This window comes from Roseobacter sp. FCG-D35 (assembly GCF_033436665.1).
Lineage (GTDB): Bacteria > Pseudomonadota > Alphaproteobacteria > Rhodobacterales > Rhodobacteraceae > JAWQFO01.
The window spans coordinates 73,265-92,813 of the sequence record NZ_JAWQFO010000009.1; the positions used below are offsets into that span (position 1 = coordinate 73,265).

General features: G+C 65.7%; 21 protein-coding genes. 14 read left to right on the plus strand and 7 right to left on the minus strand.

Annotated features, from left to right (window positions below; all coding sequences use genetic code 11):
- Nucleotides 1–21 precede the first annotated feature (21 nt).
- Nucleotides 22–699 (minus strand): GntR family transcriptional regulator, encoded by a 678-nt coding sequence (locus tag R5H30_RS18460; RefSeq protein WP_318330086.1) that lies wholly within the window; start codon nucleotides 697–699, stop codon nucleotides 22–24.
- A gap of 98 nt (nucleotides 700–797) precedes the next feature.
- Between R5H30_RS18460 and R5H30_RS18465 the strand changes: the two genes are divergently transcribed.
- The 5 genes from R5H30_RS18465 to R5H30_RS18485 all read left to right on the plus strand — a co-directional run bounded on the left by R5H30_RS18465 (nucleotide 798) and on the right by R5H30_RS18485 (nucleotide 5,712).
- Complete coding sequence (locus R5H30_RS18465) at nucleotides 798–1,874, plus strand: 4-hydroxythreonine-4-phosphate dehydrogenase PdxA (protein WP_318330087.1); 1,077 nt, start codon at nucleotides 798–800, stop codon at nucleotides 1,872–1,874.
- 46 nt (nucleotides 1,875–1,920) lie between these two features.
- On the plus strand, nucleotides 1,921–2,907 hold the full coding sequence (locus tag R5H30_RS18470) for a TRAP transporter substrate-binding protein (protein WP_318330088.1): 987 nt from the start codon (nucleotides 1,921–1,923) through the stop codon (nucleotides 2,905–2,907).
- Nucleotides 2,908–2,973: 66 nt separating this feature from the next.
- A complete protein-coding gene (locus R5H30_RS18475; RefSeq protein WP_318330089.1) occupies nucleotides 2,974–3,534 on the plus strand; it encodes a TRAP transporter small permease in 561 nt (186 codons plus the stop codon).
- On the plus strand, nucleotides 3,531–4,817 hold the full coding sequence (locus R5H30_RS18480) for a TRAP transporter large permease (RefSeq protein ID WP_318330090.1): 1,287 nt from the start codon (nucleotides 3,531–3,533) through the stop codon (nucleotides 4,815–4,817). The genes R5H30_RS18475 and R5H30_RS18480 overlap by 4 nt, the downstream gene beginning before the upstream one ends.
- 19 nt (nucleotides 4,818–4,836) lie before the next feature.
- Complete coding sequence (locus R5H30_RS18485) at nucleotides 4,837–5,712, plus strand: NAD(P)-dependent oxidoreductase (protein ID WP_318330091.1); 876 nt, start codon at nucleotides 4,837–4,839, stop codon at nucleotides 5,710–5,712.
- Nucleotides 5,713–5,743: 31 nt separating this feature from the next.
- Here the strand turns inward: R5H30_RS18485 and R5H30_RS18490 are convergent, their stop codons facing one another.
- Genes R5H30_RS18490 through R5H30_RS18510 form a run of 5 tightly spaced genes read right to left on the minus strand, consistent with a single transcriptional unit; the run spans nucleotide 5,744 to nucleotide 10,607 of the window.
- A complete protein-coding gene (locus R5H30_RS18490; RefSeq protein WP_318330092.1) occupies nucleotides 5,744–7,204 on the minus strand; it encodes an aldo/keto reductase in 1,461 nt (486 codons plus the stop codon).
- Nucleotides 7,194–8,186 (minus strand): branched-chain amino acid ABC transporter permease, encoded by a 993-nt coding sequence (locus R5H30_RS18495; protein ID WP_318330094.1) that lies wholly within the window; start codon nucleotides 8,184–8,186, stop codon nucleotides 7,194–7,196. The genes R5H30_RS18490 and R5H30_RS18495 overlap by 11 nt, the downstream gene beginning before the upstream one ends.
- Nucleotides 8,186–9,106 (minus strand): branched-chain amino acid ABC transporter permease, encoded by a 921-nt coding sequence (locus R5H30_RS18500; RefSeq protein WP_318330096.1) that lies wholly within the window; start codon nucleotides 9,104–9,106, stop codon nucleotides 8,186–8,188. Before R5H30_RS18500 ends, R5H30_RS18495 begins: the two co-directional genes overlap by 1 nt.
- Nucleotides 9,103–9,834, minus strand: coding sequence for an ABC transporter ATP-binding protein (locus R5H30_RS18505; protein ID WP_318330098.1), 732 nt, complete (start codon nucleotides 9,832–9,834; stop codon nucleotides 9,103–9,105). The genes R5H30_RS18500 and R5H30_RS18505 overlap by 4 nt, the downstream gene beginning before the upstream one ends.
- Nucleotides 9,831–10,607, minus strand: a complete 777-nt coding sequence (locus R5H30_RS18510; protein ID WP_318330100.1) for an ABC transporter ATP-binding protein — start codon at nucleotides 10,605–10,607, stop codon at nucleotides 9,831–9,833. The genes R5H30_RS18505 and R5H30_RS18510 overlap by 4 nt, the downstream gene beginning before the upstream one ends.
- A 105-nt stretch (nucleotides 10,608–10,712) precedes the next feature.
- On the opposite strand from R5H30_RS18510, the gene R5H30_RS18515 reads away from it, so the two are divergent.
- The 5 genes from R5H30_RS18515 to R5H30_RS18535 are packed head-to-tail and all read left to right on the plus strand — an operon-like array spanning nucleotide 10,713 to nucleotide 14,555.
- A complete protein-coding gene (locus R5H30_RS18515; protein ID WP_318330102.1) occupies nucleotides 10,713–11,438 on the plus strand; it encodes a GntR family transcriptional regulator in 726 nt (241 codons plus the stop codon).
- Nucleotides 11,435–11,788, plus strand: a complete 354-nt coding sequence (locus tag R5H30_RS18520; RefSeq protein WP_318330104.1) for a TIGR04076 family protein — start codon at nucleotides 11,435–11,437, stop codon at nucleotides 11,786–11,788. The genes R5H30_RS18515 and R5H30_RS18520 overlap by 4 nt, the downstream gene beginning before the upstream one ends.
- A complete protein-coding gene (locus tag R5H30_RS18525) occupies nucleotides 11,788–12,837 on the plus strand; it encodes an aldo/keto reductase (RefSeq protein WP_318330106.1) in 1,050 nt (349 codons plus the stop codon). Before R5H30_RS18520 ends, R5H30_RS18525 begins: the two co-directional genes overlap by 1 nt.
- Nucleotides 12,837–13,244, plus strand: coding sequence for a hypothetical protein (locus tag R5H30_RS18530; RefSeq protein ID WP_318330108.1), 408 nt, complete (start codon nucleotides 12,837–12,839; stop codon nucleotides 13,242–13,244). The genes R5H30_RS18525 and R5H30_RS18530 overlap by 1 nt, the downstream gene beginning before the upstream one ends.
- 48 nt (nucleotides 13,245–13,292) lie before the next feature.
- Entirely contained in the window at nucleotides 13,293–14,555 is a 1,263-nt protein-coding gene (locus tag R5H30_RS18535; protein ID WP_318330109.1) for an ABC transporter substrate-binding protein, read from the plus strand.
- A gap of 48 nt (nucleotides 14,556–14,603) precedes the next feature.
- Here R5H30_RS18535 and R5H30_RS18540 read toward each other — a convergent pair whose 3' ends face one another.
- The gene (locus tag R5H30_RS18540; protein WP_318330110.1) at nucleotides 14,604–15,407 is read right to left on the minus strand and encodes a helix-turn-helix transcriptional regulator; all 804 of its coding nucleotides are present in this window, start codon (nucleotides 15,405–15,407) and stop codon (nucleotides 14,604–14,606) included.
- A gap of 154 nt (nucleotides 15,408–15,561) precedes the next feature.
- On the opposite strand from R5H30_RS18540, the gene R5H30_RS18545 reads away from it, so the two are divergent.
- Genes R5H30_RS18545 through R5H30_RS18560 form a run of 4 tightly spaced genes read left to right on the plus strand, consistent with a single transcriptional unit; the run spans nucleotide 15,562 to nucleotide 19,545 of the window.
- Complete coding sequence (locus tag R5H30_RS18545) at nucleotides 15,562–16,680, plus strand: ABC transporter ATP-binding protein (protein WP_318330186.1); 1,119 nt, start codon at nucleotides 15,562–15,564, stop codon at nucleotides 16,678–16,680.
- A gap of 25 nt (nucleotides 16,681–16,705) precedes the next feature.
- Nucleotides 16,706–17,860, plus strand: a complete 1,155-nt coding sequence (locus R5H30_RS18550) for an ABC transporter substrate-binding protein (RefSeq protein ID WP_318330111.1) — start codon at nucleotides 16,706–16,708, stop codon at nucleotides 17,858–17,860.
- Nucleotides 17,861–17,876: 16 nt separating this feature from the next.
- On the plus strand, nucleotides 17,877–18,734 hold the full coding sequence (locus R5H30_RS18555) for an ABC transporter permease (RefSeq protein ID WP_318330112.1): 858 nt from the start codon (nucleotides 17,877–17,879) through the stop codon (nucleotides 18,732–18,734).
- 7 nt (nucleotides 18,735–18,741) lie between these two features.
- A complete protein-coding gene (locus R5H30_RS18560) occupies nucleotides 18,742–19,545 on the plus strand; it encodes an ABC transporter permease (protein WP_318330113.1) in 804 nt (267 codons plus the stop codon).
- Nucleotides 19,546–19,549: the final 4 nt, after the last annotated feature.

Sequence of the window (19,549 nt, forward strand, 5' to 3'; positions counted from 1 at the left end):
AATGCACCGCGCCCACCGCGCCTAAAGGCTTTCCTTCACGCGTTCCCAGGTGCGCGCCAGATGGGCCGCCATGGCCTCGCCCAGGCGCGGCCCGTTGCGATGCGCCAGCGCGCTCATCATCTCCTCGTGATCGCGCACGGCCCCGGCCCAGAAGTCGCTCTTGCGGTTGCCGATGTAGCGGATGCGCTTCAGCCGGGCCTGCAGGTTCGCCTGCATCTCGACCAGCGTCGCGTTGCCGGACAGCGCCGCGAGGCGCGAGTGGAACTCCTGGTTGAGCTTGTAGTAGGGCATGCGGTCGCGGGTGGCGTAGAACTCCATCATCCGCTGGTGCAGGGCCTCGAGCTCTTCAATGGCGTCGTCGCTCGCACGGGCGCAGGCAAGCTCTCCGGCGAGCCGCTCGAGATGGCCGAGAACCTCGAGCATCGAATAGACGTCTTCGGGCGTAAGCTTGCGCACCGTGCTGCCCCGTGACGGCCTGACGATGACCAGCCCTTCGGCCGCCAGTGTCCGCAGTGCCTCGCGAAAGGGGGTGCGCGACACGCCCAGTTCCTCGATCAGCCGGGCCTCGTCGATTCGGCTGCCCGGTTCCAGCACCCCTTCGATGATCAGGTCACGGACCCTGTCGACCACCTGATCGTGCAGCGAGCGGGTTCTGATCTGGAGCCCGCCGAAATCGGGCAAATCGCTGGTATCGGTCATTTTTTGCCGTGCTCCATCTGGTGCCGCGATCATAGACAGGTTGCGCTTGCAGGTCGATACTTGTGTCATGTATACAAAATACAAAGGTGGAGGTGCAAATGGCGACATTGCGACGCGTGGCCCTGGCAATCGGGGACGTCGGGGGGATCGGTCCGGAACTGGCCGCGCGCGTGGTGGTCGATGCCGATGCCAATCCGGGCGACCTCATCGTCATTGGCGACCGGCGCGTGCTGGAAATGGGTGCGCGCCATGCCAGAGTTTCACTTGATCTGCCGACCATCGCTCCGGACGATCTGGGCGCCGGCCTGCCGGAAGGAAGCGTCTTCGTGGACGTTGGCAACTGCGACCCCGAAACTGCTCCTGTGGGCACCTCTTCCGAGGTTGGAGGCCGCGCGTCGCTCGAGAATTTCGCCGTAGCCTTGCTGGTGGCGCAGTCAGGTCTGGCCGACGTTGCCTCGTTCACACCCTTCAACAAGCATGCCATGCGCCTCGCGCGGCCCGATTACGTCGACGAGATCGGCTTCGTCGATCGCACCATCAACGCGACGCGCAGCGGACGCGAGTTCAACGTGCTCGACGAGGTCTGGAACGCGCGCGTGACCTCGCATATCCCGCTGCGCGAGGTGTCGGACAGTCTGAGCGCCGACCGCATCTACGACAGCATCCGCCTGACCGACGAGGTCATGCGCGCGGCGGGCTATGAACATCCGCGCATCGGTGTCGCGGCGCTGAATCCGCATGCAGGGGACGGGCGCAATTTCGGAGACGAGGACGAGGATGTGATCCGTCCGGCGGTCGAGCGCGCGCAAGAGGCGCAACTTGCCGCGACCGGGCCGATCCCGTCCGACACGGTTTTCGTGCGCGCCACGCGCGGGGAATTCGACGCGGTGCTGACGATGTTCCACGACCAGGGCCAGATCGCGATGAAGCTTCTGGGTTTCGACCGCGGCGTCACCCTGATCGCGGGCTACCCGTTCCCTATCGTCACGCCGGCGCATGGCACCGCATACGATATCGCCGGGCAGGGCAAGGCCGATACCGGCGCGACCTTCAACGCGGTCGCGCTGGGGCGTCGGCTGGCCAAGATGCAGACCCGGCCCGACCCGGATCCGGACCTGCGCGAGACCTTGCCACAAAGGATCGAGAAAATGCTGCGCGCAGGCGTCACAGCGTAGCCCGACACGAACAACCCGAATTTCAGTCTTCAAGGGAGGAAGAACCATGAATGTCACACGCAACCTTTTCACCGCGGCGCTTGTCGCCGCCGGTCTCGCCGCACCGGCGCTGGCCCAGCAGGAAATCATCTTCGGCATCTCCGCGACGCCGTCTTCGCTTCAGGGGCAGTCGGCGCAGGAATTCGCGCGGCGCGCCAATGAAAAGCTCGGCGATCTGGGCGAGGTGAAGGTCTTTGACAGCTCGCAGCTGGGCAAGGACAAGGACATGCTGCAGAAGATCAAGATCGGCACGATGCACATCACCCTGCCGTCGTCGATCATGCCCGAGATCGCGCCCGAATACGCGATCTTCGATCTGCCGTTCCTGGTGGCCGATCGCGATCACCTCGGCAAGATCGACGACACCTTCTTCAAGGACGTTCTGGTGCCCGCGGCAGAACAGCAGGGATACCGCCCGCTGGCGGTCTGGGAGAACGGGTTCCGCCACATCACCAACAATGTGCGCCCGGTCAACACGCCGGCGGATCTCGACGGGCTGAAGATCCGGACGCCGAATTCGTCTTGGCGCGTCGCGATGTTCGGCGAGTACGGCGCCAACCCGACGCCGATGTCCTTCTCGGAAGTCTTCGTGGCGCTCCAGACCGGGGTCATCGACGGGCAGGAAAACCCGCTGACCAACATCGCCGGCGCCAAGCTGCAGGAAGTGCAGAAATACCTGTCGCTCTCCAACCACGTCTATTCGCCGGCTTATCCGACCGTCGGTGTTTCGGTCTTCGAGAAGCTGGACCCGGAGATCCAGACCATCCTCGCCGAGACGGCGCAGGAAGTGGCGCTCTGGGCACGTGACCAGGGGGCATCGGCCGAAGGCACGCTGCTCGACGAGTTGAAAGGCGCGGGCATGGAGGTCAACACCGCCGACCGTCAGGCCTTTGTCGACGCATCGGCACCGCTCTACGAGAAGTTCGCGAGCGAGGTCGAGGGCGGACAGGACATGATCGACAGCGTGATGTCGCTGGCCGGTGGCGGTTCCTGAGCGCATCCTGAACATTAGCCACCCCGGGGCGGCGCGTCCGCCGTCCCGAACCATGTCGGAGGCTTCATGCGTCTGCGCCTGATCCGCTGGTTGGACCTCCTGCTTCAGGCGGTGACCATTGGGCTCATCATCATCCTCGCCGTGATCGTGCTGATGGCCGTCGCCTTCCGCTACAGCGGCGCCTCGCTGATCTGGTACGACGAGGTCGCCATCGTCCTGCTGGCCTGGATCACCTACACCGGGGCCGCCCTGGCCGTGCTGCGCAACGCCCATCTGGGCTTCGCGGGTCTGCTCTACGGGCTGCCGCAGGCCGGGCGCTTCGTGCTCTTCGCGATCAACGAGATCGTCTTCATCGGCGCCTTCGCGGTCGTCGTCTGGGGCAGCTGGGTGATGCTCGGCATCTTCGGCAGCGAGACGATGACGACCCTGCGCTGGGTGCCACGCTGGTTCATCCAGGGCATCGTGCCGGTCGCCGGGATCCTGATGATCCTCGGCCGCCTGCTCACCTTGCCCGAACGGCTTGGCAACGTTCGTTCCGGTCGCGATCCCGACAGCGAGGAGATCGCGCAGGAACTGGCCCGGGCCGAGGCCGAGATCGCCGCACAGAAGGAAAAGGCACAACGATGATCGAGTCCCTGGTTCTTCTGGGCATGTTCATGCTGATCGCCATCGGCCAGCCGATCGCGGTCTCGATCCTCGCCGCGGCCCTTTTCGGGCTCTGGCTCAACAACGGGCACCTCGGCTTCCTGAACGCCGCGCTGTCGATCTACGACGGGGCGACCAGCTTTCCGCTGATCGCCATTCCGCTCTTCATTCTCGCCGGAGCGCTGATGAACACCGGCGGCATCTCAACCCGCCTCATCGCCTTCGTCTCGGCGCTGATCGGCTTCGTGCGTGGCGGCCTCGCGATGGTCAACGTCGGCGTGTCGATGTTTTTCGCCGAAATATCGGGCTCGGCCGTCGCCGATGTCGCGGCGACAGGCTCGGTGCTGATCCCGGCAATGAAGAAGAAGGGTTACAACCCGCGCTTTGCCGCCGCGATCACCTCCTCCTCGGCCTCTCTGGCGATCATCATCCCGCCGTCGATCCCGATGATCCTTTACGGCGCGCTTTCCAACACCTCGATCGTGCAGCTTTTCGTGGCGGGCATCGTGCCGGGGCTGATCGGAGGCCTGCTGCTGATGGCGCTCTGCTACTTCTTCGCCGTGCGCTACGACCTCCCGCGCGAGGAAGGCTTCGACCTCTGCCGGCTCTGGCATGCCACGCGCGATGCGGCCTGGGCGCTGATCCTGCCGGTCATCATCCTCGGCGGCATCTTCGGCGGCATCGTCACGGCGACCGAAGGCGCGGGTCTTGCGGTGCTCGCGGCGCTCGTCATCGGGCTTTTCATCTACCGCGAGCTCGACCTCAAGCATCTCTACACGGCACTCGTCGACGGGGTTTTGCAGACCGCGACGGTGATGCTGCTGGTCGCATCGTCGGCGGTGCTGGGTCTCTACCTCACGGAGACGGAAGTGCCGCAGCGCCTCGCGCAGGGCATCACGTCGATCACCACCGACAAGTTCGCGGTGCTGATGCTGATCAACATCTTCCTGCTGTTCGTCGGCATGGTGCTGCACGGGGCGGCGGCGATCATCCTGACGGTGCCGATCTTCATGCCCCTGGTCAATCAGCTCGGCATCGACCCGGTGCAGTTCGGCATCCTGATGACGCTTAATATCGCGCTGGGCCAGCAGACCCCGCCGGTGGCGAGCGTTCTGGTCACCGCCTGCTCGATCGCCAAGACTGACGTCTGGCGCACGACGCGGACCAACCTGCCGTTTATCGCCGTGCTGGTGCTGGTACTGTTGCTCGTGACCTATGTCCCGGCGGTGTCGCTGTCGCTGGTCGACGTGTTCTACGGCCCCTGACGACCTTGGGAGGAATACAATGACTTCAACCGAACCCCGGATCGGATGTGTCGGCCTTGGCCACATGGGCACTGGCATGGCACTTTGCCTGCGCCGAGCGGGCCTGCCGGTCGCCGCCGTGGCCCATCGCAATCGCGCGGGGATCGAACGGCTGCTCGAGAGAGGCGGCAGCGAGGCGCGGGACGTCGCGGACCTGCTCGGCACCTCCGATGTTCTCTTCAGCTGCCTGCCCAACGCAGACACCGTGGCCGCTCTGGTGCCGGACGTTCTGGCGCATTTCAGGCCCGGCGGCCTCTGGATCGATACCACGACCTCGGACCCTGCGGTGACGCGGGATGTCGCCCGTCGGATGAAGGACGCGGGAATCCGCTTTGCCGACGCGCCGGTGACCGGCGGGCCTCCGGAAGCCGAGGCCGGCACGCTTGCCTCGCTGGTCGGGTGCGCCGAGACGGACTGGCCCGAGGTCGAGGCCCTGACCGGGCACTATTCGAAGGTCGTCCGCCGCTTCGGCGCGCCCGGAACCGGGCATTCCGCCAAGCTGCTCAACAACCTCGTGTCCCAGGGCACGATGATCCTGCTGGCGGAAGCTTTCGGGGCCGCGCGCCAACTGGGCGTCGACTGGCAGGCGCTTTACGACGCGATGTGCAGCGGGGCCGCGCGCTCGGGCACGCTGGAAAAGTCGGTGGGTCCTGCGTTGGAGGGCAACTTCGACGGCAGCCGGTTCACGGTCCGCAATGCCGCCAAGGATCTGCGCTATGCCGCGGCGCTGTTGGAGGATCAGGATCGGCCGGCGGCAGACATCGTCCGCGGCTTGCAAGATTATCTCGAGCGCCGCGGCGCGGGCGACCGCGGAGATCTTTTCGTCAGCCGCCTTCTCGATCCCGAAAACGACTGATCCGCGGCGCGTGCCCGCCAGTCTGGGCGGCTCAGCGTCGCCGGACGACCGCTTCGGCCTCGATCTCGACCCGGAAATCACCGATCAGGTCACCGACCAGGAAGGTCGTGTTGGCCGGTGGCGTGGCCGAGAAGAACCGGCCGTGCGCGCGGGCTGCCGGTTCGACATCCTCGGGCCCGCGCAGGTACATGCGGGTCCGCAGGATGTCGAGCGGCTGCGCGTCGAGCGCCGACAGCGCCGCCGCGATCTTGTCGAGGATGTAGGTCGTTTGCGCCCCGGCGTCGCCGGGTGCCACGGTGCGGTTTGTCCCGTGCGTCGCGGTGGTCCCGGACACGAGAACCCGGTCTCCATCCCGCACCGCGCGGCAATAGCCCGCAATCGGCTCCCACTCCGATCCCGAAAAAACCCGGGCGCGCTCGGGCGTGTCGGGATCTGGAACGGCTTTCATGGTCTTGGGCAACTCCGAGAGATGATGGCTCAGATCGCCCGACGCGGTCAGGAACGGCGGTTTGCGATACTCGTCCCCGCAGTCGCCCGGGATCATCTGCATGCTTTCGAAAGCCGCCGCCATTCGGGCGCGGTCCGCATCGTCCAGCGCCAGCCGGAACAGGTTCAGGTTGTCTGCCCGGTGTTCGGACCGGCCGAGCCGTGCGCCGACGATCACGCCGGCAACCGACGGATGTTCCAGAACCCAGCGCGTCGCCACGTTGGACACAGACACGCCGTGCTTGCGCGCGATCTCCGCGACCGCCGCAAGCAGTGCCTGGAAAGCGTCCCAGCCGCCGGCAGTATCGATGAACCGCAGGTATTTCGCGCCGCTCCAGTCCGCCGGGGCGTCGGGCCGCGGCTTGCCGAGCCATTTCTCCGACAGGAAACCGCCGCAGAGCGTGCCGTAGGCAAGCAGACGCACACCGGTCTTTTCGCAAAGCTCCGACAGTGCTCCGCCGGCCCTGCGATCGACCAGCGAGAAGGACACCTGGTTCGCGCGCAGCGGAATGCCGTCCGCCAGCGCCAGCGCAAGATGCGCCGCGTCGAAGTTGGTCACGCCGATCTCGCGGATCAGGCCCTTTTCGCGCAGGTTCGCCAGTTCGTGCAGCGCGTCGAGCCAGCCCGGATGCTCGAAGCTCCACCAGTGAAACTGCAGCAGATCCACGCGGTCGACGCCGAGCCTGGAAAGCCGTTCCTCGACACCGCGCCGCACCACCTCGGCCGTCATCGGCCCGGGCTCGGGGCACCATTTGGTAAAGCAGGCCGGGGCCTTCTGTCCGCGCCAGTTGCGCAGCATCTCGCCGGCAATGAGTTCCGCGCTGCCATAGTGATCTGCCATGTCGAAGGTGTCGAAGCCTGCCTCGGCGTAGTCGCCAAGCGCTTGCGCCGCATCCGCCACGGGCAGATCGCCGCCGTCCTTCTCGAGGTCTGCGACCTGCCAAAGCCCGGTGACGATCCGGCTGATTGAAAGCCCCTCGGCAAGGTCGGTGCGGTCAGGTTTCATGGCTTGCGTCCTTTGGGGGCATGGCCGTGGCTTGGGACTGGCGGCCGAGGTGACGGGAAACGCTGCCCGGTTCCGGCAGGAGGCCCTGCGGACGCCAGAGCAGGATGAGACAGAGCATCACGCCGATCAGCACGATCTGCAGCGAGGCGGCGCGGGCCTGCTGGTCGGGCGGGAAGACCTCGGCGATCACACCGCCCGAAAGCGCCCAGATCGCCCAGACCAGCACAGCACCCAATATCGCGCCGGCGTTGTTGCCTGACCCGCCGACGATGAGCATTGCCCAGACCTGGAAAGTCACCATCGGCAGGTAGTTGGCGGGCGCGATGAAGCCGATGAAATGCGCCTGCACCGCGCCCGCCAGCGCCATGATACCGCCGCCGAGCGCGAAAGCCTGCAGCCGCAGCGTGACCGGGTTCTTGCCAAGAGCCTGTGCCGCGACCTCGTCCTCGCGGATGCCTCGAAGGACCCGGCCCCAGGGGCTGCGCGTCAGGTGCTGTAGCAGTAGGTAGATGCCAAGGACCACGGCGGCGGTCAGCGCAAGGTAGGCGAGGTTGAAGGCAAGGCTATTGCCGCGCAGACCGGCGAAGGGCCGCGGGATGAAGCTCAGCCCGAAGACGCCGCCGGTCAGCGCTTCGGCGTTCTGGAACACCAGTTGCAGCGCCACGGCGATGCCGAAGGTGGTGATCGCGAGATAGTCGGCGCGCATCCGCAGCGTCAACAGCGCGACAGCGCAGGCGAGCAGCATGCCTGCGATCACGGCGGCGACCCAACCCAGCGCGATCGGCAAGCCGAACCCGCCCAGAAGCTGATCCGAGGCTGGCGAGGTGAGAATGGCCGAGGTATAGGCGCCGAGCCCGACGAAGCCGGCGACACCGACATTGAAAAGACCGGTCTGTCCCCATTGCACGTTGAGGCCAAGGCAGATGATCGCGTAGCTCAGCGCGATGGTCAGGAAAAAGGCGGCATAGGCGAGGTATTCCATCAGGCCCGCTCCTGCCCGAACAGGCCCTGCGGCCGCAGCAGCAGGACCAGCACCAGCACGACAAAGCCCACCGCGGCGCGCCATTCCGCGCCAAAGACCTGCACGGTCGCTGCCTCGGCAAGCCCGATGATCAGCCCGCCGAGCATGGCGCCGGGGATCGATCCGATCCCGCCGAGGATGGCCGCCGCAAAAAGCGGCAAGAGCAGATCGAACCCCATGTAGGGCCGGATCTGAACCAGCAGGCCGGCCATCACTCCGGCCACTGTCGCAAGCCCGGCACCGATGATCCAGGTGATCCGGACAACACCGCGCACGTCAATGCCGTAGACCTCGCCCAGTCCGGGGTTTTCGCTGACCGCGCGCATCGCGCGACCGATTGCCGTGCGGGTGAGCAGCAGATTCAGCCCGACGACCAGCAGCGCCGTTAATGCAATCACCAGAAGCTGGTCGGGAGTGGCCCGGATGCCGGCGCCGATGGGGCGGGCGATTTGCAGGGCGTCGGTGAAATAGGTGGGCTGCGCCGTGAAGATGAACTCGAGACCCGACCGCAACGCCATCGATGCGCCGAAACTGGCCATGACGATGATGATGATATCCGCGCCGCGCGCCCGCAGCCGCCCGAAAAGCACCCGGTCGAGCCCCAGCGCCAGAAGAACAGTCAGGGCCGCGCCGCCAAGCATCGCAAGCGGCAGGTCCCAGCCGAAGCTGAACGGGCCAAGCGGATGGCCGGCGCCGAGCCCTGCGAACAGACCGCCCAGCCCGGCCACCACCGTCAGGGTCAGGTAGGCGCCCCAGGCGAGAAAGTCGCCATGGGTGAAATTGGCGAAGCGCAGGATCGAATAGGTGAGCGTGAGGCCGATGGCCCCAAGGCCGATGGTGGCGCCCGAGATCAGTCCGTCCATCAGGATCTGCGGGTTCATGCCGGCGCCTCCGCCTGCCGGTGCCCCAGAAACAGCGCGCCGAGCTTGCGGCCGTCGACGAGTTCGCCGCTCGGCCCGTCATGTGCCACCCGACCCTCGACCAGCACGAGGGCGCGCTCTGCCAGCGCCAGGGCCGCGCGCACGTTCTGCTCGACCACGATCAGCGTGACGCCGGATCGCGAGATTGCACCGAGCGTGTCGAAAACCTGTCCGACCAGCTTCGGGGACAGGCCGGCGGAAGGCTCGTCGAGGATCAGGACCTCCGGCTCAGTCAGCAGCGCCCGCGCAGCGGCCAGCATCTGGCGCTGCCCGCCGGACAGCGCGCCGGCCCGTTCGGACGGCCTCCGGCCAAGGTCGGGAAACATCTCCAGCATCGCGTCGATCCGCGCGGCACGGCGGCCTTTGGGCAGAAGCTCTGCCGCGATCTGCAGGTTCTCGCGAATGCTGAGGCGCGTGAAGACGTTGTCGGTCTGGGGCACGAACCCCAGCCCGCTGCGCACGAGGTGGTGGGGCGAAAGGCCGCTGACATTCTTGCCTGCCAGCACGACGGTACCCTCGGTGACCGGCGTGAGGCCCGCGATGGCCTTGATCAGTGTCGACTTGCCGGCCCCGTTCGGCCCGAGGATCGCGAGGCTCTCCCCGGCGGCCACCGCAAAGGAGATGCCTTTCACGATCATCAGGTCCGGGTCGTAGGCGGCGTGGATATCGGTGACCCGCAGCGCCGTCATGCCGGCATCCCTTCGAGGTAGGCCTCGATGACGTCGGCGCGTCGCGACACTTCCGCTGGTGATCCTTGCGCCAGTTCGGAGCCCATCGCCATAACGATAACGCGCGGGCAGAGACGGGCGATCATCTCCATGTTGTGCTCGATCAGCAGCACCGCGATGCCTTGCGCGTTGATGGCCTCGATCCGGTCCATGATGGTGTCGAGAAGCGCCGGGTTCACGCCTGCCGCCGGTTCGTCCAGAAGGATGACGCGCGGGCCGGTCATCAGCACGCGGGCCAGTTCCAGAAGCTTGCGCTGGCCGCCCGAGAGCACCGCCGCAGGCTGGTCCTCGAGATGCGACAGGTTGACGAAGTCGAGAAGCTCGCGCGCCCGTTCTGCATTCGCGCGCTCCTGCCGCGCGACCGTGGACGGTCTCAGAAGCGCGGCCCAGGGTGCCTCTCCGGCCTGGTCCTGCGCGCCGGTCATCACATTCTCGAGCACCGTCATGCGCGGAAAAGGCCGCGGGATCTGGAAACTTCGGGCCAACCCGTGCCTTAGCCGCTGCTGCGCCGAGGCGCGTGTGAGGTCGGCATCGCCGAGGGTGATGGTTCCGCTGTCGACCGGAACGGCCCCGGCGATCAGGTTGAAGAGCGTGCTCTTGCCCGCGCCGTTCGGCCCGATGACGCCCAGCACCTCGCCGCTCGCGAGGTTCAGCGACATGTCCTGCACCACGCGAAGCCCGCCGTAGGCCTTGTCAACCGACGTCACGTTGAGCAGGGAAGGTGGCTTTGTCATCTCGCCGCCAGAAGTTGATCAACAATCAATTATCATTTACAGAAGCATGCTGGCGACCTAAAGTAAAGCTGACTTCTGGCTGAATGGCGGGGCAGGACATTGGGCATGCGCTCCAATCGGATGACGGCAGCGGACGGCGACGGGCTGGACTCGCTTGCACCGATCGGGCGCGAGACCGTACAGGACCGAATTTACAACTACCTGCGCGACGCCCTGATCCGCGGCGCCTTCGAGGCCGGAGAGGTGTTCCTGCCCGGCGACATTGCCAAACGCATGTCGGTCAGTTCGATGCCGGTGCGCGAGGCGCTGGCGCGTCTGGTGTCCGAGCGCGCGCTCGAAACGATGCCGAACCGGCGCGTGCGCGTACCCATGCTGAGCCGTGACAAGGCACGGGATATCGCCCGGTCCAGAACCCTCATCGAACGCGATCTGGCCGCCCGGGCCACACTGGTCCTGCGCCCAGACGACCTTCAGAGACTCGAGTCGCTGACCGTCGACTACGAAGCGGCGGGAGACTACCGCTCGGTGACCGATCTCAACCATGCGTTTCATTTCGCGCTCTACGAACAAGCGGGGTCGGCGGTGCTGTTGCCTTTCGTGGAAAGCCTCTGGATGCAGGCTGGGCCCTACGTGCGGGCCGCGGCCCGTCTGCACCGCCCGCTGACCGATGCCGCCGCCACCTTGCACCATCGCGGCATCCTCGAAGGGTTGCGGTCGCGCGACCCCGAGCGTGTGGCGGGCGAGCTTGAGGCCGACATCCTGCAAGCATTCGCCATCCTCGACCGCGCCGGACCGGAGGTCTGGGAAGCGATGGAGGGCGCCCAGGCATGAGCGGTCGGGCCGAGATCTTCGAACTCTGGGACCTGCGCGTCGAGGTCGTGGCGCCGGAGGGAGCCAGGATCTGGTGCGGGGCGCAGATCGGCGATTACTTCGAATTGCGCGGCGAGATGCTGCATCTTCCGCCTGGGCAGGGCATCTCGATCTATTCGCTGGCCTCGGTCCTGCCGCTGCTGGCCGCCAAGCAACGCAAGACCGACCCCGCCGACTGGATGTCGACCGACTCCGAGATCGCCTGTCCCGATCCCAATTGCCCGTCGCGGCTGCGCATCATCCGGCTCGGGCTGCGCACATTCGATCACGGGCAGACCACCGCGGTTCCAATGCCGCCGAAGGAGACCTGATGCATTACGCCGATCTCGCCGAGGGCCACAGGATTTCGCGTGTCATCAAGGGCGGCTGGCAGCTTGCCGGTGGTCACGGGGAGATCGACACGCGGACCAGCATCGAGGACATGATCGCCTTTGCCGATGCCGGCATCACGACCTTCGACTGCGCCGACATCTACACCGGTGTCGAAGAGCTGATCGGCGCGTTCCGCGGCGAGTACGAACGACAGCGTGGTGCCGAGGCGCTGACGAAGATCAAGGTGCATACGAAGTGCGTGCCGGACCTGACCCGGCTTGCCACCATCGACAAGCCGGCCCTAGAGGCGGCGATCGACACCTCGCTGAAGCGCCTGCGTACGGACGCGCTCGACCTCGTGCAGTTCCACTGGTGGGACTACAGCGTGGACCGCCAGGTCGAGGTGGCGCTCTGGCTCGCCGAGCTGCGCGCTGCCGGAAAGATCCGCAACATCGGCGGCACGAACTTCGACACCACGCAGCTGCTGCGGATGCTCGATGCCGGGGTGCCGCTGGTCTCCATGCAGGCGCAGTACTCGTTGATCGACGACCGTCCGGGGCGCCGCATGGTCGACGTCGCGCGCGCGCACGACGTGCAGTTCCTGTGCTACGGCACCGTCGCGGGCGGGTTGTTCTCGGAACGCTGGCTCGGTGCACCGGAGCCCGTCGAGCCGCTCGAAAACCGTTCGCTGGTCAAGTACAAGCTCATCGTCGACGAGTTCGGCGGCTGGGCCCTGTTCCAGGAACTGCTTGCCGCGCTGGACAGGGTCGCGCGTCGGCGCGGATCGGACATCGCGTCGGTGGCAAGCCGGGTCGTGCTCGACCGTCCGGGTGTCGCGGCGGTGATCGTCGGGGCGCGCAACCGCGCGCATCTGGATCGCAACATCGCGATCCCCGACATCGAACTCGACGACAGCGATCGTGCGGAAATCGACGCGGTGCTTGCCCGTGGGCACCCGGTCCCGGGCGATGTCTACTCGGTCGAGCGGGACAGGACCGGCCCGCACGGATCGATCATGAAGTACAACCTCAACACCGAGGCGCATTGATGGCAGACCTTTCCGCCGCCGCCGAGGCCGAAATCCGTGCACGCCACGATTTCTTCGTGGCGTGGTTCACCGGGCGGGCGTCGAAGGACGAGATGCAACGCGCGGCGCAAGCCTTCGCCCCCGACATGCAGCGCATCGGCCCGGAGGGAGAGGCGCAGGATGCCGACGCGGTCATAGCCATGATCCGCGCCGCCGAAGGGCGCATCGACGGTGTTTTCGAAATCGACATAGAGGTCGAGACGGTTCGCCGCCTGTCGGACAACCTCATCCTTGTCGTCTATATTGAACGGCAGTCCATCGACAGCCGCACCACGGCGCGCCGCTCGACCGCGCTGTTCAGCCCCGACCCCGACGCGCCCGAGGGTGTCGTCTGGCGCCACCTGCAAGAAACCTGGATCGCGCAATAGCGATCGAAACGACGGCGAAACCGCCGCATCCCAACAAGGAGACCTGAAATGAGACATTGGAAGACTTCCCTGCTTGCGGCGACGATCCTGTCCGCCGGGGCCGTTGCGGCCCAAGCCCAGGATTGCGAGATCACGGTCGGCATGGTTATGGAGTTGACGGGCCCCGCGGGGGCCTACGGGCAGGCCGGCGCCAAGTCCGTGGAAATGGCGTTCCGCGACCTCAACGAGGCCGGCGGCGTGCTTGGCTGCAACCTCGTCACCGACACCCGCGACAGCCAGAGCCAGGGCAATGTCGCCGTCGACCAGGCGACCCAGCTGGTCAACATCAAGGAGGTGCCCGTGATCATCGGCGGCATCATCTCGTCCGTGTCGATCCCGATCCTGACTTCGGTGACCGCCGACGCGGGCGTGGTGCAGGTCTCGCCGGCCTCGTCCTCCCCGACGCTGACCCAGCTTGGGCGCGACGGCAAGACCGGCGGCTATTTCTTCCGCACCATCACCTCCGACGCGCTTCAGGGCGTGGCGGCGGCGAAGTACGCGATGGACTCCGGCCTCGACAACCTTGCCATCATCCACGTCAACAACGACTTCGGCGTCAACATGATGCGCGAGTTCTCGAGCGCCTATGAAAAGATGGGCGGTACGATTACGTCGACGACGCCCTACAACGAAAACCAGCCGAATTACTCGGCGGAAGTGACCGCGGCGCTCGACGGATCCCCCGAGGCACTTTATCTCATCAGCTATCCGGTCGACGGCGCCACCATCGCGCGGACCTGGGTAAGCCAGGGCGGTCCGCAGAAATACCTGCTCAACGACGGCATGAACTCGACCGATTTCATCGAGGCGGTGGGCGCGCAGTATCTCGAAGGTGCGCGCGGCACCTCGTCGGGCACCGAAGAGACGGAATCGACCAAGTATTTCTACGACAACTACGCCGCGTTTTCGGACGGCATCGAACCGTCCGCGCCCGCGGCGGACCGGTCCTACGACGCCGGGGCCATCGTCGGTCTGGCGATTGCCAAGGCGGGCGAAGCCTCGGCCGACGCGATCCGCGATTCGATCCGGGCCATCCTCGACCCGGAAGGAACGCCGATCTACGCGGGACCGGAGGAATTCGCCAAGGCGCTCGATCTGATCGAGAAGGGCGAGCCGATCCGATATGAAGGGGTCATCGGCAACGTCGCCTTCGACGAATTCGGCGACATCAGCGGACCGTTCCGCCTGTGGCAGATCGTCGATGGCGAAGTGGTGACCGAAGGCCAGTTCGCGGCCGACGAGGTCGCGGAGATTCGCGAGTCGCTGCAATAAGACCGCGCGCGCGGCCCGGACGCAGGTTCCGGGTCGCGCCGCCCAACGTCATTCCATTTCCGCCAGGGCGGAGATGAAGCTCGAAAACAGCTCGCCCTGCGAGCCGACGCGCAGCTTGGCGTAGATGTTGCGGCGGTGAATGCGGACGGTGCCGGTCGAGATGCCCAGTGACTTGCCGGTCGCCTCGGCCGAGTAACCCTTGAGCAGGTATTCCACCACTTCCGCCTCGCGCGCGGTCAGCAGGTGTCGCCCGAAGCTCTGGAACGCGCCGTCGATCAATTCCGGCAGGCGCGGACGCTGCGATGTTGGCGCATCGGAGAATTCCGCGCGCAGCCCCGACCAGTGTCGGCGTGCACAGGCCGCTACGAAGGGAAATACCGCATCGAGATCGCGGAACTCGCGGGCCGAGAACACCTTCTCTTCGCGCATCGCCGAGATCACGACGCTCACGGTGTCGCCGACATCGACGATAAAGCCTATTTCTTCGGCAAGTCCGGTCTGCACGTAGTAATTCCGAAAATACTCGGCCTGATAGAACCGGTCCGGTGCAAGGTCGCGCAATCGCACCAGGCGCGACGTCGTCGGCGCCACGGAATTCAGGTAGAACGGGTCCAGCAGGTACGGCCCTTCCTGGTAGTCGTCGACCATCACCTTTCGCTTCGCTGCCGGGAAATCGTCATAGATATCAATGGGTCGCGCGTCCCCGTGATAGCCGAAGATCACCGTGAACTCGAACGGCACGACGGCGCGCAACGCATCGGTCAGCGCTTTGGGAAACCGCGATGCGCCGATCGTTTCCACGGCACGCGCGGCAAAAGGGGCCCAGTGCCCGAGGGGAAGCTTCTGACTCATCTATGCCCTTTGTGGTATATACATCTGAACGCATTTTTCTTACCGTTTTTCCAGATTACGGCATACGCCTTCCAAAACAACAACAAAGAGACTCGACATGCTGGACGGATATGTCGACGCGGGATCGAAGATGACGGAGACGGGTGCAGACCGCATGCAGGAGGTGGCTCCGAAGGAGGCCGTGGCCGAATTCGTGGACGCCACGAAACGCTTCGGCGATGTGCTGGCCGCCGACCGCATGACCCTGCGTGTCCGGCGCGGCGAGTTCCTGTCGTTCCTCGGGCCCTCGGGCTGCGGCAAGACCACCGCGCTTCGGATGCTGGCCGGGTTCGAAGCCCCCACGAGCGGTCAGGTCCTCATTGACGGTCAGGACGTGAGCGGCATCCCGGCACACCGACGGCCGGTGAACATGGTGTTTCAGCACTACGCGCTGTTCCCGCACATGACGGTCGCCGAGAACGTGGGCTACGGTCTGCGCCAGCGGCGCCCGCGCCTGCCCAGGGCCGAGATCGCGGAAAAGGTCGCCAGATCGCTTGCGACCGTGCGGCTCGACGCCTTCACAGAGCGGCGGATCTGGGAGCTTTCCGGCGGCCAGCAGCAGCGTGTCGCGCTGGCCCGGGCGATCATCAACGAACCAAAGCTGCTGCTTTTGGACGAACCGATGGCCGCGCTCGACGCCAAGCTGCGCGGCGAAATGCAGCGCGAGCTGCTCGATCTGCAACGCAGCCTCGGGATCACTTTCGTCCTGGTCACCCACGACCAGGAAGAGGCGCTGTCGATGTCCGACCGAATCTGCATCATGGGCAAGGGCCGGATCGCGCAGATCGGAACCCCTCAGGATCTCTACGACCGGCCGCGCACGCGTTACGTCGCCGATTTTGTCGGCAAGGCCAACGTCATCGAAGCCGAGGTCGAACGCGTCACGGGCGATGCAGCCGTGATCCGGCTGCCGGGCGGCGACGCCGCCCGCGTCGTCTGCATGCCCGACGAGCAGCGTCGCGCGGTTGCCGTGGCTGTGCGTCCCGAAGCGCTGCGGCTCGCGGCATCTGACGCGATCGCACCCGAAGGTGCGGCAATGCTGCCCGCAAGGGTCACGCATCGCACATTTCTGGGCGATCACACCGAATACCTGCTGCGCCATGAAGGTATCGGCGCGCTGCAGGTCAACGTTCCGCGACAAGCCGACAGAGCGACGGGCGGGCATGACGTGGGCGCTGAGGTTCACGTTCTGTGGGAGCCGGGGGCGGGCCTGGTCCTGACCTCGGACGACTGAAGATCTTCAACAGGGGAAACCAGCAATGACAGATGACAATCAGCCGATTTCGCGCAAGAAATTCGTCGAGGAACTCCGGCGCTACCAGAAGGGATCGGTCACGCGCCGGCACTTTCTCGGGGTGACCGGGCTTGGCACGGCGATGGCCGTGATGGGCGGCGGCCTGCCGGCGATGATGCCGGGCCAGGCCCGGGCACAGGACATCGGCGACCGCGTGGTGCTGGCGACCTGGCCCAACTACCACGACGCGGCCAATTTCGACGCCTTCACCGACGCCACCGGTGCCTTCACGCAGGTCAACGTGTTCGGCTCGAACGAGGAGATGCTCGCCAAGATTCAGGCCGGCGGCTCGGGCTGGGACGTGTTCGTGCCGACCAACTACGCCGTGCCGACCTATGTCGAGGCCGACCTGATCGAACCGCTCGACCTCAGCAAGATCCCGAATTACGACGCCTCGGCCTTCGACCCGCGCTTCGCCGACGCGGGCACGATCGACGGCACCGTCTACGCGGTTCCAAAGAACTGGGGCACCACCGGCATCGCCTTCAATTCCGACAAGACCGGCGGCGTGGTCGACAGCTGGAAAAGCTTCTTCGACGGCGCGCGCGACCAGTTCGACGGGCGCGCGATGGTGCATGACTACCAGCTCACCACGATCGGCAACGCGCTGGTCTACTTCGGGCACAGCTTCAACTCGGTCGACCCCGCGGAACTGGCCGACGCGGAGAAACTGCTGATCGACGTCAAGCCGCACCTCTTCGCAATCTCCTCGGATTACCAGCCCGCGATGCGTAACGGCGATGCCTGGCTGACCATGTGCTGGACCGGCGACGGCAAGCAGATGAACGCCGACATGCCCGAGATCGGTTTCGCGCTCGGCAAGGAAGGCGGCGAGATCTGGTCGGACTACTATGCGATCCCGAAGGACGCGCCGCATCGCGAGGCGGCCTATGCGCTGATCAACTTCCTGCTCGACCCGCAGGTCAACGCCAAGGAAGCGATGGCGCATGGCTACCCGGTGGCCGACAAGCGCACCAACGACCTGCTGTCCGAAGAGCTGCTGAACGACCCGATCCTCTACCCGGCGGCCGAGGCGCTCGACCCGCTGGAGTTCGGCGCCGCGGTGACGCTGACCGATCCGAACCGGGCCGAACTGATGGCCCGCTTCAAGTCGGCCTGACCGGAGAACAGGGACGATGGCCGCATCGCAGACACGCGCCCGGGCGCTTTTGCTGACGCCTGCGGGCCTGTGGTATGCGGCCCTGCTGCTGCTGCCGCTGGCCGTCGTCCTGATATTCTCGTTCGGGGAAAGGAACGCCGTGGGCGGTTACGCCCCCGGCTTCAGCTTCGACAATTACGCCAACCTTCCGGCACGGTTCGCGGCCTTCCGCAACACGATGACGCTGGCGCCATTCGGTACCATCGCGGCTTTGCTCATCGCCTACCCGCTGGCCTATTTTCTCGCCTTCCGCGTCTCGGAGCGCTGGAAGACGACACTGCTGGTGCTGGTCATCGTGCCGTTCTGGACCTCGATCCTGATCCGGTCCTACGCCTGGATATTCCTGCTGGGCGGCAAGGGCATTCCGGCCCTGCTGGAAAGCATCGGCATCGACGACGTCCGCCTGATCAACACGCCATTCGCGGTGCTTGTGGGCATCGTCTACGGCTATTTGCCGCTGATGGTCTTCCCGATCTACGTGGCGCTGGAAAAACTCGACAAGCGCCTGCTGGAGGCCGCCGCCGATCTCGGCACGCCACCGTGGCGCAGCTTTCTGCAGATCACGCTGCCGCTCTCGATGCCGGGCGTGCTGACCGGGTCGATGCTGGTCTTCATCCTGCTGATGGGCGAATTCCTGATCCCCGCGATCCTCGGCGGCGGCAAGGTCTTTTTCGTCGGCAACGCGCTGGTTGATCTCTTCCTGCAGTCGCGCAACTGGGCCTTCGGTTCTGCCGTGGCGGTGGCGCTGGTGGTGATCATGCTGATCGCGGTGAGCCTCTTCACCCGCGCGCTGAAACGGTTTTCGGCGGCGCGCGAAGACGTCGCCCTGATGTGAGACGCCCATGAGACTCTACGCCACCGCCGTCTACGTCTTTCTTTATTTGCCCATCGGGATCATTGCATTGTTCTCGCTCTCGGCGGGGCGCTCGGCGACCTCGTTCGACGGGTTCTCGACCGCGTGGTACGGGCGCGCGCTGAGCAACCCCTTCGTGATGGAGGCGCTCTGGACCTCGGTGCGGGTCGCCTTCTTTTCCGCCCTGCTGGCGACGGTCGTCGGCACGATGGCGGCGCTGGCACTGACCGGCATGAAAGGGCGGATGCGCCGGGTCTTCGACCTTCTGGTGCAGATCGCGGTGATGATCCCCGGCATCGTGATCGGCATCGCCACGCTGATTGCGCTGGTCACGGTCTTCGACATCGTGAATCCCTGGCTCGAGACCGTCACCGGCTGGACACTCTCGCTGGGCACCGGATCGCTGATCGGGGCGCACGGTCTTTTCACTATGTCGCTGGTGGTCCTGCTGGTGCGCGGGCGAATGGAGACGCTCGACGCCGCGCTGATCGAAGCCTCCAACGATCTCGGGGCCGGACCGCTGGCGACCTTCTGGCAGGTGACGTTCCCGCAGCTCGTTCCGGCGATCCTTGCGGGCTTTCTGCTGGCGTTCACCTTCAGCTTCGACGACTTCATCATCGCCTTTTTCGTCGCGGGCGCGGAGACGACCCTGCCGATCTACGTGTTCTCGTCGATCCGCCGCGGGGTGACACCCGAGATCAATGCCATCGGCACGATGGTGATGCTGGCCTCGCTGACGATCCTGATCGTCGCGCAGCTTCTGTTGAGGCGGGGCGGCCGGACACAAAAATGACCTT